15 protein-coding genes are annotated in these 13,834 nt (G+C 65.4%); all 15 read left to right on the plus strand.

The genetic code is table 11. The features are described from left to right. The first annotated feature begins 1 nt into the window (after position 1). The 15 genes from CCX87_RS11995 (at position 2) to CCX87_RS12065 (ending at position 13,832) form a co-directional block, all read left to right on the plus strand. Positions 2 to 361 (plus strand): TIGR03745 family integrating conjugative element membrane protein, encoded by a 360-nt coding sequence (locus CCX87_RS11995; protein ID WP_024308620.1) that lies wholly within the window; start codon positions 2 to 4, stop codon positions 359 to 361. A gap of 11 nt (positions 362 to 372) precedes the next feature. Then, a complete protein-coding gene (locus CCX87_RS12000; protein ID WP_009459668.1) occupies positions 373 to 771 on the plus strand; it encodes a TIGR03750 family conjugal transfer protein in 399 nt (132 codons plus the stop codon). Further along, complete coding sequence (locus CCX87_RS12005) at positions 768 to 1,457, plus strand: PFL_4703 family integrating conjugative element protein (protein WP_009459666.1); 690 nt, start codon at positions 768 to 770, stop codon at positions 1,455 to 1,457. The genes CCX87_RS12000 and CCX87_RS12005 overlap by 4 nt, the downstream gene beginning before the upstream one ends. Then, positions 1,454 to 2,380, plus strand: coding sequence for a TIGR03749 family integrating conjugative element protein (locus CCX87_RS12010; protein ID WP_033972374.1), 927 nt, complete (start codon positions 1,454 to 1,456; stop codon positions 2,378 to 2,380). The genes CCX87_RS12005 and CCX87_RS12010 overlap by 4 nt, the downstream gene beginning before the upstream one ends. Beyond that, positions 2,370 to 3,800 carry a TIGR03752 family integrating conjugative element protein gene (locus CCX87_RS12015; protein WP_023464783.1) on the plus strand — a complete coding sequence of 477 codons (1,431 nt, stop codon included), beginning with the start codon at positions 2,370 to 2,372 and terminating at the stop codon, positions 3,798 to 3,800. Before CCX87_RS12010 ends, CCX87_RS12015 begins: the two co-directional genes overlap by 11 nt. Next, positions 3,781 to 4,221 (plus strand): TIGR03751 family conjugal transfer lipoprotein, encoded by a 441-nt coding sequence (locus CCX87_RS12020; protein ID WP_029885961.1) that lies wholly within the window; start codon positions 3,781 to 3,783, stop codon positions 4,219 to 4,221. Before CCX87_RS12015 ends, CCX87_RS12020 begins: the two co-directional genes overlap by 20 nt. Then, positions 4,221 to 7,088 carry a conjugative transfer ATPase gene (locus tag CCX87_RS12025; protein ID WP_029885962.1) on the plus strand — a complete coding sequence of 956 codons (2,868 nt, stop codon included), beginning with the start codon at positions 4,221 to 4,223 and terminating at the stop codon, positions 7,086 to 7,088. The genes CCX87_RS12020 and CCX87_RS12025 overlap by 1 nt, the downstream gene beginning before the upstream one ends. Positions 7,089 to 7,101: 13 nt before the next feature. Next, positions 7,102 to 7,866 carry a DsbA family protein gene (locus CCX87_RS12030; RefSeq protein ID WP_029885963.1) on the plus strand — a complete coding sequence of 255 codons (765 nt, stop codon included), beginning with the start codon at positions 7,102 to 7,104 and terminating at the stop codon, positions 7,864 to 7,866. A gap of 178 nt (positions 7,867 to 8,044) precedes the next feature. Beyond that, on the plus strand, positions 8,045 to 8,539 hold the full coding sequence (radC, locus tag CCX87_RS12035; protein WP_024007868.1) for a RadC family protein: 495 nt from the start codon (positions 8,045 to 8,047) through the stop codon (positions 8,537 to 8,539). 161 nt (positions 8,540 to 8,700) lie between these two features. Next, entirely contained in the window at positions 8,701 to 9,147 is a 447-nt protein-coding gene (locus CCX87_RS12040) for a TIGR03757 family integrating conjugative element protein (RefSeq protein WP_029885964.1), read from the plus strand. Further along, positions 9,144 to 10,091 (plus strand): TIGR03756 family integrating conjugative element protein, encoded by a 948-nt coding sequence (locus CCX87_RS12045; RefSeq protein WP_029885965.1) that lies wholly within the window; start codon positions 9,144 to 9,146, stop codon positions 10,089 to 10,091. The genes CCX87_RS12040 and CCX87_RS12045 overlap by 4 nt, the downstream gene beginning before the upstream one ends. Positions 10,092 to 10,100: 9 nt before the next feature. Further along, positions 10,101 to 11,495, plus strand: coding sequence for an integrating conjugative element protein (locus CCX87_RS12050; protein WP_029885966.1), 1,395 nt, complete (start codon positions 10,101 to 10,103; stop codon positions 11,493 to 11,495). After that, positions 11,492 to 11,848, plus strand: a complete 357-nt coding sequence (locus tag CCX87_RS12055; RefSeq protein WP_029885967.1) for a hypothetical protein — start codon at positions 11,492 to 11,494, stop codon at positions 11,846 to 11,848. The genes CCX87_RS12050 and CCX87_RS12055 overlap by 4 nt, the downstream gene beginning before the upstream one ends. A 15-nt stretch (positions 11,849 to 11,863) precedes the next feature. Beyond that, positions 11,864 to 13,387 carry a conjugal transfer protein TraG N-terminal domain-containing protein gene (locus CCX87_RS12060; RefSeq protein WP_029885968.1) on the plus strand — a complete coding sequence of 508 codons (1,524 nt, stop codon included), beginning with the start codon at positions 11,864 to 11,866 and terminating at the stop codon, positions 13,385 to 13,387. 91 nt (positions 13,388 to 13,478) lie between these two features. After that, positions 13,479 to 13,832: a hypothetical protein gene (locus tag CCX87_RS12065; protein ID WP_029885969.1), complete on the plus strand. Its 354-nt coding sequence runs from the start codon at positions 13,479 to 13,481 to the stop codon at positions 13,830 to 13,832. Positions 13,833 to 13,834: the final 2 nt, after the last annotated feature.

Genomic DNA, 13,834 nt, shown 5'->3' on the forward strand with positions numbered 1-13,834 from the left:
CATGCAAAACCGCATCCTCACTTCCCGTCTTGCCCAGCGCGCCACCGTGGCCCTGGGCACCGCAGCGCTGCCCGCGCTGTCGTTCGCGCAGGGTCTGCCGCAGTTGGAGAACCCGACCCGCGGCACAGGCAACGGCATCATGGAAACGATCCGCAACTACGGCTACGACATCATCATGCTCGTGGCTCTGCTGGTGGTGGCGTCCATGTTCATCGGCGTGTGCTACCACGCCTACGGGACCTACGCGGAAATCCACACAGGCCGCAAGACGTGGGGCCAGTTCGGCCTCACGGTCGCCATCGGCGCCGTCCTGCTCGTGATCGGCATCTGGCTGCTCACCGAAGCCACCGGCATCCTGTAAGCGAGGCCGGTATGTCCGAGCAGCAGCACGTCCGTGCGGACGGGACGGTCACGTTCCTTCCGCACCGGCTCAATCGACATCCCGTTGTGGTGCGCGGTCTCACCGCCGACGAGCTGTGGATCTGCTGCGGCCTGTCCGGCGCCGCCGGTCTGCTGGTCGGCGCACCGCTGTCGTGGGTGTTCCGCACGATCGCGCTAGCACCCACGTTCGTCGTCCTGGGCGTGGCCTTCGGCGTGTTCATCGGCGGCGGCATTCTTCGCCGCCTCAAGCGCGGGCGTCCCGACACCTGGCTGTATCGGCAACTGCAATGGCGCATTGCCACACGCCATCCGCTGATGGCGGGCTGGGTAGGCGGCCATGTGCTGATCTCGCGCTCCGGCTTCTGGACCACCCGAAGGAGCGCACGATGAGCCGCTTCAAGAACGAGATCACCCACCTGCAGGCGCACATCAAGACGCTTCGCCTGGGTGCTGGCGCCCTGATCATCGTCGCCCTGGTCATGGGTGGCGGCTGGTGGAGCGCTCCCCGCGATCTGACCATCCACGTTCCGCCTGACCTGCGCTCCGGCAGTACCAGGAAGTGGTGGGAAGTGCCGCCCGAATCGGTCTATGCGTTCACGTTCTACGTGTTCCAGACGCTCAACCGCTGGCCGACGAATGGCGAAGAGGACTACGCGCGCAACCTCCACACGCTCTCGCCGTACCTCACCCCATCCTGCCAGGCCTTCCTGCGCGCGGACTACGACTACCGCCGCAGCACGGGCGAGTTGCGCCAGCGCGTGCGCGGCATCTACGAAATCCCCGGCCGCGGCTACGGCGACGACCCCACGGCCCGCGTACGCGTGGTTTCCGACCGCGACTGGGTAGTGACGCTGGACATCACCGCCGACGAGTACTACGGCGCCGAGCAAGTCAAGCGCGCTCTGGTGCGCTATCCCGTGAAGGTCACGCGGGTGGACGTCGATCCTGCCCGCAACCCGTTCGGCCTGGCGCTCGACTGCTATGAGGGCGCGCCCCAGCGCATCAGCACGCCGGAGCCGACGCGCCCGGCGTCTGGTGGCCTGTCTCCGCAAGCGCCCCAAGGAGAAACCCCATGAAGCATCCTGTACTCACGCTGCTGGGGCTGTTGGCCGTGGCCGCGGCTCCTGCTGTCCAGGCGGTGGAGATCCTGCGCTGGGAACGTATGCCGTTGGCGGTGCCGCTGAAGGTCGGCCACGAGCGCATCGTGTTCATCGACCGCAACGTCCGCGTGGGCGTACCTGCGGGCGTCGGCGAGCGCCTACGGGTGCAGAGCGCGGGCGGCGCGGTGTACCTGCGTGCTAGCGAGCCGATCGAGCCCACGCGGCTGCAATTGCAGGACGCCGACACGGGCGCGCTGATCCTGCTGGACATTGCGGCGGAGCCAGCCAAGGACGGCGAAGCCGAGCTGGAACCAGTGCGCATCGTCGAGGGCAACAGCACCCCGGCGCGCTATGGCGATCAGCCCGGCGATGACAACGAAGCTCCGGCGCGCGCCCAGGACCAGGCCGGCGCGCGAGCGGCGCGACGCGAGACCCCGGTGTCGGTTGTCCTGACGCGCTTCGCCGCACAGAACCTCTACGCGCCGCTACGCACCGTGGAGCCGCTGCCGAGCGTCATGCGGGTGAACCTGCGCAGTGGCCTCGACCTCGGCACGCTGATGCCGACGCTGCCCGTGCGCGCGGTCGCGCTCGCGTCATGGCGTCTGGAAGACCAGTGGGTGACCGCCGTGCGCCTGACCAACAGCAGCAGCGGCTGGATCACCCTGGACCCGCGCGTGCTGCAAGGCGATTTCCTCACCGCCACCTTCCAACACGAGGCGCTTGGCCCGCGCGGGACGCCCGAGGACACGACCGTCCTGTACCTGGTGACGCGCGGGCGTGGCCTTGCGCAATCGCTGCTACCAGCGGTCAACCGCTTCGACCCGGCCGTGCATCTCCCGCAACCGGAAGCCGGTTCCCAGGATGGCACCGACCGCAAGGAGGTCCGCCATGCGCAGTAATGGACTCCTGAAGTGGCTGATGATCCCGGTTGCCGTGCTGGTGCTGTTCGTCGCCATCCGGCTGTTCTCGGGAGGCAGCACTTCGGCACCACCGACCGCGGATGCCGGCGCCAAGCTCACGCCAGCGGAAATGAAGGCGCTGGGCATCGAGGGCGATACCCCGCGCGACACCGTGGCGACGCTCGTTGCCCAAGTGAAGCAGTTGCGCACCGAGCTTCAGACCGCGCTCTCGGACAACAAATCCCAGCGCGAAGAAAACCAGCGACTGCGCCAGCGCGAGAACTCCATTGACCAGCGCATCAATTCGGCCCTCGACTCCGAGCGCACCAACCTGCGTCGCGACCAAGAGCAGGCAGCCAGCGCGCGCCAGCAGACCGAAGGACTGCTGGCCGACCTGCAACGGCGCCTGGACAGTATCGGCGGACGTGGCGGCGGCCATGCCGACCTGCCGGTGGGTCTGGGGCTGCGTGACGGCGACGAGGCCGGCATGGAAGGCGGCGTGCGCTGGGTCGAACCCGACGATGCGAGGAAAGCCGAGGGGCGCAACAGCAGTCGTGGCACGGGTAGCGGCATGAGCTTCCCGACGAGCTTCGGCCCCGCGCAGAGCACGTTGGAAACCACGGCCGAAACCGTGGCGAACGCGGGCGCACGCGCCGCAGGCGTGAAGAGCGCCAAGGCGGTCTATACCGTACCGACCAATTCGACACTGATGGGGTCGGTGGCGATGACGGCGCTGATCGGCCGCGTGCCGATCGACGGAACCGTCAACGATCCGTACCCCTTCAAGGTGTTGGTCGGACAGGACAACCTGACCGCCAATGGCATCGACATTCCCGACGTGGCCGGTGCCGTGTTCAGCGGCACCGCATCGGGCGACTGGACGCTCTCGTGCGTGCGCGGCCAGGTACGCAGCATCACCTTCGTCTTCCACGACGGCACGATCCGCACCATCCCCGAAGACCGCGACGGCAACCAGCAAAACAACCAGCAGCAGAACTCTCAAAGTGGAGGCCTGGGCTGGATCAGCGACCCATACGGCATTCCCTGCGTCAGCGGGGAGCGGCGCAGCAACGCCCAGCAGTACCTTGGCTCGCAAGCCCTGATTACCGCCGCCGGTGCCGGCGTCGCCTCGCTGATCGACAGCGACAGCGGCCAGATGTCCTACGTCGGCGCCGACGGCTCCATCGGCAGCGTCGGTATCTCGGGCAATGAAGCCGTGGGCCGCATCCTGGCCGGTGGCGTGCGCGACATGGCCGACTGGGTGAACAAGCTGTACGGCCAGGCGTTCGCCGCTGTCTATGTCCAGCCCGGCGCGAAGGTCGCCGTCCACCTCGAAAAGCCGCTCGCCATCGACTTCGATCCCGAAGGCCGCAAGGTCGATCACCGCGCAGGAGAAAGCCATGCTCTCGAACTTGAATAAGGCCCTGGCGCTGGCCCTCGCCGTCGCGGTGCTCGGCGGCTGTGCCACCAGCAAGGAAAAGCTGCTCCCCCACGGCGACAGCACGATGATGGACATCTGGCAGCAGAACGCCGGTGACGGGGGTGGTGGCGCCGGCCAGGTGGCGCGCAGGCAATTGCTCGATGCACGCCAGAGCCTGCGCCGGCCGCTGACCGAGGCCGACGTGGAGGCCGCGCCCACCGAGCAGATGCGCTACACGCGCACGGCGCGCAACGAGGTCTATCGCCAGTTCCACCGCCTGCCGAACCCCGATCTTGTCATGTATGTGTACCCGCACCTGGCGGGCACCGATCCCGTGCCGGTTCCGGGCTACACGACGGTCTTTCCCCTGTACCAGCGAGTGCAGTACGCCATGCCGGGCGAGCGCGTGGAGGACTACTGATGCGCTGGAAACTCCCCTGGCCGAAGCTGGCTGCATCCGATGGTGGCAATGACGAGCAGCCGGACGGCTGGCAGCGCCACGTCGAGGCGTTGCGCCAGGCCGGCATTGCCGAACCCGGAGCGACGGTCCAGGGCCGCAGGCCGGCGACCGTGGCGGACGAGCAGGCGATGTACGACGTTGCGCAGTCATTCGCGGAGCTGCTGCCGTGGGTGGAGTTCCTGCCGCCGTCGAAGTCCATGCTGCTGGAGGACGGGCAATCGGTCGCGGCCTTCTACGAACTGGTCCCGCTAGGCACCGAAGGTCGGGAGCCGGGCTGGCTCGCTCATGCCCGCGATGCGCTCGAAAACGCGCTCCAGGACTCGTTCGATGAGCTGGATGAGAACCCGTGGGTGCTCCAGCTCTATGCACAGGACGAGCCCAGCTTCGACCAGTACATGCAGACGCTACGCGACTACGTGCAGCCGCGCGCCCGCAGCACGGCCTTCACCGAGTTCTACCTCCGCTTCTTTGGCCACCACCTGCGCGCGGTGGCCAAGCCCGGCGGACTGTTCGAGGATACGGTGGTCACGCGGTTGCGCTGGCGCGGCCAGACGCGGCGCGTGCGCATGGTGGTCTATCGCCGGGCCGCCGGGCAGGCGAACCGCCGCGGCCAGACACCCGAGCAAATGCTGAACATCGTCTGCGATCGCCTCTGCGGCGGCTTGGCGAACGCCGGCATCCAGGCCCGGCGCATGGTCGCGGCCGATGTTCACGACTGGCTGCTGCGTTGGTTCAACCCACGCCCCACGATGCTCGGGCCCGGCGCAGAGGAGCGAGAGCGCTTCTATGCGCTGGCCCGCTATCCCGACGAGGTGGAGGAAGGTGAAATCGAGCTGGCGAGTGGTCGGGACTTCAGTCAACGGCTATTCTTCGGTCAGCCTCGCTCCGATGCCGAGCACGGCACCTGGTACTTCGACGGTATGCCGCATCGCGTACTGGTCACCGACCGGCTACGCATGCCGCCCGGTACGGGGCACCTGACCGGCGAAACCCGCAAGGGGGACGCTATCAACACGCTTTTCGATCAGATGCCCGAAGACACTACGATGTGTCTGACCATGGTGGCGACGCCCCAGGACATCCTCGAATCGCACCTGAATCACCTGGCGAAGAAGGCTGTCGGCGAAACACTGGCATCGGAACAAACGCTCAAGGATGTGCAGGAGGCACGCTCGCTCATCGGCAGCGCGCACAAGCTCTACCGCGGCACGCTGGCCTTCTATCTGCGCGGACGCGATGAAGCCGAACTTGACAGGCGCGGTCTGGACCTCGCCAACGTGATGCTCAACGCGGGGTTGCAGCCTGTGCGCGAGGACGATGAAGTCGCGCCGCTCAACAGCTACCTGCGCTGGCTACCGTGCTGCTACAACCCTGCGCAAGATCGACGGAACTGGTTCACCCAACTGATGTTCGCCCAGCATGTGGCGAATCTCTCGCCGGCGTGGGGTCGCAGCCAGGGTACGGGTCATCCGGGCAACACGTTCTTCAACCGCGGCGGCGGGCCGATCACGTTTGATCCACTGAACCGCTTGGACAGGCAGATGAACGCCCATCTGTTCCTGTTCGGCCCCACCGGCTCGGGCAAGAGCGCAACGCTCAACAACCTCTTGAACCAGGTCACGGCCATCTACCGGCCGCGGCTGTTCATCGTGGAGGCCGGCAACAGCTTCGGCTTGTTCAGCGACTTCGCAAAGCGCCTGGGTCTGACCGTGAACCGGGTCAAGCTGGCTCCTGGCTCGGGCATCAGCCTAGCGCCGTTCGCCGACGCTCGCCGGCTGATCGAAACGCCCGGCAACGTGCAGACGCTGGATGCCGATGCACTGGATGAAGAATTGCCAGCCGATTCCTCGGTCATGGAGGAGGACGAGCAGCGCGACGTGCTGGGTGAACTGGAGATCACGGCACGGCTGATGATCACAGGCGGCGAGGACAAGGAAGAAGCCCGGATGACGCGGGCCGATCGCTCGCTGATCCGCCAGTGCATCCTCGATGCCGCCGAGCACTGCGTGGCCGAGAAACGCACGGTGCTCACGCGCGACGTGCGCAACGCGCTGCGCACGCGCGGCCAGGACCCGACGCTGCCCGAGATGCGGCGCGTGCGGCTGCTGGAGATGGCGGACGCGATGGACATGTTCTGCCAAGGCACGGACGGCGAGATGTTCGATCGCGATGGCACGCCGTGGCCCGAGGCCGACATCACGCTGGTGGATCTCGCGACCTATGCCCGGGAGGGCTACAACGCGCAGCTCTCCATCGCCTACATCAGCCTGATCAGCACGGTGAACAACATCGCCGAGCGCGACCAGTACCTGGGCCGTCCGATCATCAATGTGACCGACGAAGGCCACATCATCACGAAGAACCCGCTGCTTGCGCCCTACGTTGTAAAAATTACAAAAATGTGGCGCAAGCTAGGGGCCTGGTTCTGGCTGGCTACACAAAATATCGACGATCTGCCGCGTGCCGCGGAGCCCATGCTCAACATGATTGAGTGGTGGATCTGCCTGTCGATGCCGCCCGATGAGGTCGAGAAGATTGCACGCTTCCGCGAACTCTCGCCCGCGCAGAAAGCGCTGATGCTCTCGGCGCGCAAAGAAGCGGGCAAGTTCACCGAGGGCGTCATCCTTTCCAAGAGCATGGAAGTGCTGTTCCGCGCCGTGCCGCCCAGCCTGTACTTGGCGTTGGCGCAGACCGAACCCGAAGAGAAGGCCGAGCGCTACCAGCTCATGCAGCACTACGGCTGCACCGAACTGGAAGCGGCCTTCAAGGTGGCCGAGAAGATCGACCAGGCGCGCGGCATCGAGTCGCCGGCCTTGGAACTGTCGTAAGACGGAGAACGCCATGGAACAGAAACGTCCTTCCATTCCGATGCAGGTCCAGGCGTTCCGCCGCCGCAACGGGCGACCCCGCTGGCCTTGGGCATTGGCTGCTGTGCTGGTCGCGCTGCTGCTGATCTGGCTTGTGTCGAGGTCGCCCGGCGAATCCCCGCCGCAGCCGCCCACGCCGGTCAGCATGGCACCGGTGGCCGGGCCGCCCTGGCTAATGGGCAACCCCAAAGGCCGTTTCACGCTGACGCTCTATGCCGACCTGGAGTGCCCGTTCTGCCGGGAATATTTCCCGCAGCTCAAGCGGTGGATCGGCAACAACACCGACGTGGCGCTGCAATGGCACCACCAGCCGCTGGCCGAGCACGAGCCGGCCGCGTCAGCCGAGGCACGCCTAGTGGAATGCGCTGCCGAAGCAGGTGGGCATGTCGCGTTCTGGCAGGCGATCGAATGGGTCTATGCCCACACGCGCAGCGACGGCCAGGGCTTGCCCGATGGCTTGCGCTACCCCGAATCGACGCCAGCCGTCGAGCAGTGCATGGCAAGCGAAAGGCCCAGTGCGGCTATCCGCGCCCAGGCTGCGGAAGCCACCAAGAGCGGCGTAACCGCCACGCCGTCGCTGCGCCTGCTCGATCGCCAAACGGGCCAGGCCATCCTGCTGCAGGGGCCGATCGAGGGCGATGCCTTGCTGTCAGCCATGGACATGCTGGCGGCTGACGGTCCGACCAGCACACCCACATCCGAAATGCCTGCCGACGTCGTCGGCGACATGCCCAGGTAGCCCCGGTCTTCAAGGCTACGGCGCAGTCCTCTGCGCTGACCGCGACTCGTTCGCCTTGCATCCTGGCCGCGAACGGTCACCCCAATCGCGGTGATGGATGCATCTTTTCATTCTCATCCCCAGGAGGGCTTGCCCTCGGGGGCGCGCGCCCTCCGATCTCACCGTCTGGAGGTTCGCCATGTCTTTCGCCATCAATGACTCCTGTGTGGAGTCGCTTTCCGCCGTAGCTGCCCAACACGAAGACTGGATCATCCAGCAGGCCATCGTGCTGCTGGAAAAACGGATCTTCAAAGCTGGACCATGCCTCAGCCGGCCGGCCGCCGTGCGGGACTATCTGCGCGTGAAACTGGTCGCTGAACCCAACGAGATATTTGCCGCTGTGTTCCTGGATAGCATGCACCAGGTGCTGGCCTACGAGCCATTGTTCAGGGGCACGATCAACTCGACTTCTGTTTATCCACGTGTCGTCGTACAGCGTGTGCTGGAGTTGAACGCCGCCGCGGTGATCTTCGCGCACCAGCACCCCTCGGGCATCTCCGAGCCGTCGAGCGCGGATCGTGTGCTGACCCAGCAACTGCAGGCCGCGCTGGCGCTCATCGATGTACGGGTACTGGATCACATCATCGTAGGCCAAGGTTCCCCGTTCTCCTTTGCGGAGTCAGGCCTGCTGTAACGGTCGCATTGCTTCATTGATCCTCGCGGAGGCTTCGGCCTCCGTTTTTTTATGGCGCGGGACAAGCAGGTATGCGGGCAGCCCGCGATGCGCATTGTTTGTTGGGGTGGCATCGGGTTCGCGTTTGACTATGGCCCTGATCAACTTTCGGGGCACGCGACATGCCGGCATCCTTTTCCACGTTCGCGTCGGGCTGGCGAACCCTTGGTCTCGTCGTGGCGCTGCCGGCGTCCCTGGCCGTGTTCAGCCCCGTCACCTTCGCAGCCGACGTACTGGTCGTCACCGACAGCCACCACCCGGTCAAGACCATGGGCGGCGAGCGGCTGATCGTGCTAGACGAAGCCCGCCGGATTGAAGCGGAGCTTTCTGCGGAACTGCCCGCCGCCCCCGAACAGGCGGCGGCCACCGTCAAGCGTCGGCTGAACCAAGGCGGCGCCGACCTACAGCGCCGCATCGCTTCCGCATACCAGGGCGTCACCGACGCATGGAGCCTGGGCATCACCAGCATCCCGGCTGTCGTGGTGGATCAGCGCTACGTGGTCTATGGCGAGCCGGATGTGGCCCGCGCTGTCGCGCGCATCGAGCAGCGTCGGAGGACCCAGCCATGACGCGACCATTCGACCTGATGCGCCGCATGCGGGCCGGCGTGGCTTCCTTGATGCTGCTCAGCGCCACGGGTAGCTACGCCTTGAACACCACCGCCATCGTTGCCTCGGTGGCCTCGCCCGATTGCTTGGAGTACCGGGTGGTGGGTATCTGCTACTGGCTCTACTGCACCTGGGGAGGATGCACGGTGCGCACCTCTGTCAAGGTGCGCCACTACATCCCCGATGCGGTCGTCTCCAGCTACAGCAACACGGGCGAGAACCCGTGGGTTGAAGTCCGGGCGATGAGTACGGCCAATCCGTCCGCCCAAGCGGGCGGCGATGGAACGACGAACGAGGATCACGAAAACAATCTCGCGAAATTCAAGAACGCCGAGGTGATCGGCCATCCCGGCGTCGAGGTGTTCAACCAGTTTGTTTCGTCCTCGGGCTACTTCTGCGAGGGCGCGGGAACGGCATTCATGCCGTATCTGCTCAGCACCTTGGACACGCTTGCCTGGCGCTACAACGTGCCCGAGATGGCCTACCCGGAGGCATTGATTCCCGGCATGCGCGAGGTCGGCGCACGCACCACGATGAGCCTTTGGGGCAACGTGTATCCCCGCGGCGGCTTCCTGCACCAGACCGACGACCACAAATCGGGGGCCGTGGTGGCCCAGCGTGCGGGAGATATCGTCACTCGCCGGGGGCAGTTGCACGTGTACCAGCCGCTGCTTGCCAACGCCCGCGATGGCTACTGGCCCGCCGGCGCGCTGATGGAGGGTGATGCCTCGACTGGCAAGTGGCAGGAACTCACGCCCGTCCTGTCCTCGTCCTGCACGGTTTTCCCACGCACCGGCTTCCTGACCCAGGCCCAGCAAGGCGACTACGCCTGGGCGCTGTGGCGGCCGTATGCCTGCTGCGAACGCCGTGGACAGGTGTTCCTTGGCAGCGTTGATTTCCTTTGAGGTGTCGCGATGAAGCGTTCCGACTCTATGCAGTTCTCCCCACCGGCTCGTGGCAAGATGATCTGTTTGGCGATTACCGGCGCGTTGGTTCTGGCAAGCGGCGTGGCCTGGGGCCAACTAGGCTACCAGACCAGCGGCAACGTCATCGGCGATGACGTCATGTACTCCATCGGCGGCGGCAGCGCCGTTTCGATGGGCCGCGCAGCCGGCATGCGCTCGCTCGGCGTGGGTGTCGGCTGGAACAGCAATCTGATCTGCGGCGACATGAGCATTCAGACCACGTTGAAGAATCAACTCAACGGTGTCACCAATGGCTTTCAGCAGATCATGTCCTCGGTGATCCAGAGTGCTACGAGTGCTGTGGCGTCCCTGCCGGCGTTGATCATCCAGCGTGCAGATCCAGGCCTCTACAACCTGCTCACCAACGGCGTTCTGCAAGCGCGGCTGGATTTCGACCGCTCGAAGCTGACGTGCCGCGCCATGGCCGAAAAGATGGCCGAAACGGCTGGCGGCCAACTCGGCTGGAGCCAGATGGCAGAGGGGTTGGCACTGCGTGACGCTGTTTCGAGCACGGATGCCGTCTCGGCCATCGAGCAGGCCGAGACGCGCCGTGGCAACGATGGCGTGCCCTGGGTCGGGGGAAGCAATGCCGGCGGCTCCGGTCAGCCCGCGATCAAGGTGGTCGGTGACGTCACCCGCGCGGGCTACAACCTGGTCAATGGCCGCGGGGTGACCGACACGTCGGCAATCGCTCCGGCCAGTTGCACGAGCCTGTCGTGCCAAACCTGGACCACGCCGCAGGCGGCCATCGAGTGGGCAACACGGGTGCTCGGCGAGAAGGAGCAGCGCACCTGCGACGCCTGCACCAAGACGGAGACGGTGCCCGGCGTCGGGCTGACGCCCCTGATCCAGGAGGAGTACGACGCCAAGCTGCAGGCGCTCCAGGACCTGGTCTCCAAGGCGAAGAACACGACGCCCGAAAACCTGCGGGAGGCCGGCAGCGCGTCGCTGCCCATCACGCGCGGCGTGGTCGAGGCACTGCGCGACGAACCGGACCAGCACCTGCTGTCGCAGCGCCTGGCGTCCGAGGTTGCGCTGGCGTCGGTGCTGGAGAAGGCGCTACTGCTGCAACGCACGCTGCTGACCGGCAAGAAGGAGCCCAACGTGGCGGCCAACCAGCTCGCCGTGGAGGCGGTGAACCACGAGAGCGACACGCTCGATCGCGAGATTCGCAACCTCAAGACCGAGCTGGAGCTGCGCCGGGAGCTGGCGAACAACTCGCCCATGGCGATCATCCAGCGCCACGGCACGCGCGCGGCGGGCTCGCGTGGCATCTACGAAGGCGATCCGGTGCCTGACCGCCTCGATCAGTTGCAGAAGGGCAATCCGGGAGGCCGGCCATGAGCCTGATGCGTGCGGCCTGGCTGCGCCCGCGCTGGCTGTTCAACCGGCGCGCAGCGAAGGCGCTGCTGTGGACGGTGGTACTCGCGGCCGTCGCCGTGGGTGCCAACATCGTTGGCATCTACCTCGTCGGAAGCGTCGCGGGCTGGGAGCGTTGGCTGGCGGCAGCAGCGGGCTACTTCCTGGTCTGGCGGCTGTGCCTGTATGGCGCGACGGCCTACGGCTGGGTCTGGATGCGTCGCCGGCTGCTTGCGCGTGAGGACGACGCGCAAGCGCGGCGCCGCCTGGTACGCAGCGAGATCGCCGGCGTCGTTGCCATCGTGGCGCTTGAAGCCAGCCTGTTGATGCAGGGCTGAGGGGAAGTCCGAGCCATGACGCTTTTCACAACCGACTACCTGGAGTACTACCTGACCTTGGTGTCCTGGATCGTCAACAACGGCATCTGGGCGGTACTGGTATCCAGCGGGGTATTCGCACTGCCCTTCGTGGCGATCATCGTGCAGGAATGGCTTAAGGCCCGTGCGGAAGGTGCCGACGAAGGCAACAAGGGCGTGCTCTCGGCCGCACGCATCGAGAACCGGGTGTTCGTCGCCATCGTGGTGGTGATGTTCGCCGGCATCCCCTTCATCGACGTGGACCTCAACACAATTCAGTACGACAGCTCGCGCTCGGCCCAGTGCCAGGTCAACGTGCCGCAGCCCACGGATACCGGCTGGTCCCAGTCCTTCAGCACCATCAACAACCAGAGTGCCAAGGTGCCGGTCTGGTGGGCCTTCATGCACGCGCTCTCGCGCGCCGTCACCAGCGCCTCGGTGGCGGCAATCCCGTGCGGGACAGACCTGCGACAGATGCGCATGGAGATCGACGCTACCCGCATCAATGACCCGGTTCTGGCTCAGGAAGTGGCCGATTTCACACACGACTGCTACGGACCTGCACGCGCTAAATTGTTCATGGCGCGGCCGGAGCTGGACGAAGCTCAAATGAACGACGTGACCTGGATCGGTTCGAGGTTTTTCACGGATACCGGCGGCTACTACGACAGCTACCGTTCCAGCACGGCGCGCGAGTCATGGCCCTATGACGACACCCGCGACGCAGGGCTTGCGCAGGTGGCCAGTGGCGGCGGCTACCCGACCTGCAGGCAGTGGTGGGCCGATGGCAGCAACGGCCTGCGGGCACGGCTGCTGAGCCAGGTGGACCCCAGCCTGTTGAATCGCTTGGCGGGCTGGGCCGGGTTCCTGAGCCGTACCGAGGTGGACGATTCGGTGGTCCGTACCATCGCGTCACCGCGACAGCAGAAGCTCACCCAGGGTTCGGTCTATACCGACTACGGCGGCCAGATCGACAAGACCCTGCCGAACATCGTGACGCGGGCCACGGGGGATGTAGGAATGGCGGTCGGGGCACTTGCCGCATTTCCCGCCATGGACGTGGTGCGCCAAGCGCTGCCCATGGTGCTTGCCTTGCTCAAGATGGCACTGGTCATCTGCATCCCGCTCGTACTGGTCGTCGGAACCTATGACCTGAAGACGGTCGTCACCGTCAGCGTCGTGCAGTTCGCGCTGTTCTTCACCGATTTCTGGTTCCAACTCGCACGCTGGATCGACAGCACCATCCTCGATGCGCTCTATGGGTGGGGCTTCGGCTGGAACCGGCCACACACTAACTTCGATCCGCTGGTGGGGTTGAACAATGCCTTTGGCGACCTGCTCCTGATGTTCGTCATGGGCACGATGTTCATCGTGCTGCCTACATTCTGGATCATGGCCTTGGCTTGGGCGGGCGTTCGTGCCGGCAACGTGCTGCAAGGCCTCGCCGGGGCCACCGGAGATGCCAAGGCCGCTGGCGGCAAGGGTGGAAGTATTGCGATCAATGCAGTGGGGAAAAAGTGATCTTTGCGCCGACAACCCCCGCGGCGTAGTAGGCTTATCGTAGGGAAAGATGCAGCGATCCTGACCAACTGCAACGCCAGGATTTCACACGATGACCACCAACACTCTTCGCTACCCATCCATCGTGCCGAGCGGCGAGGGAAAGTCGGTGCTCGAAGCCGTGCTTCGGCTGCAAGGGGTCGATTTCATCACTGGCCCAATTCATCTAGACGGCTCAGCAGATTTTGCTGCGGCTGATGATCAAGCACATGACCTTGAAGCGTGCATGGCAAACCTTCATGACACAGTGTTGGATGCGACCGGCAAATCCCTGTCCGATACCGATCTCCACGAGGTTCTGCTCAACCTTCCACGCGCTATCCGAAAGCAGGTGAAAACCTGGGGAGTGGCAGACACCGAAGTACGCGAGCAGATTTATCGGCACCTCCAGAACACAGCTCTGTGACG

Origin of the sequence: Acidovorax sp. T1 (assembly GCF_002176815.1) — a bacterium.
Taxonomy (GTDB): Bacteria; Pseudomonadota; Gammaproteobacteria; order Burkholderiales; family Burkholderiaceae_C; genus Acidovorax.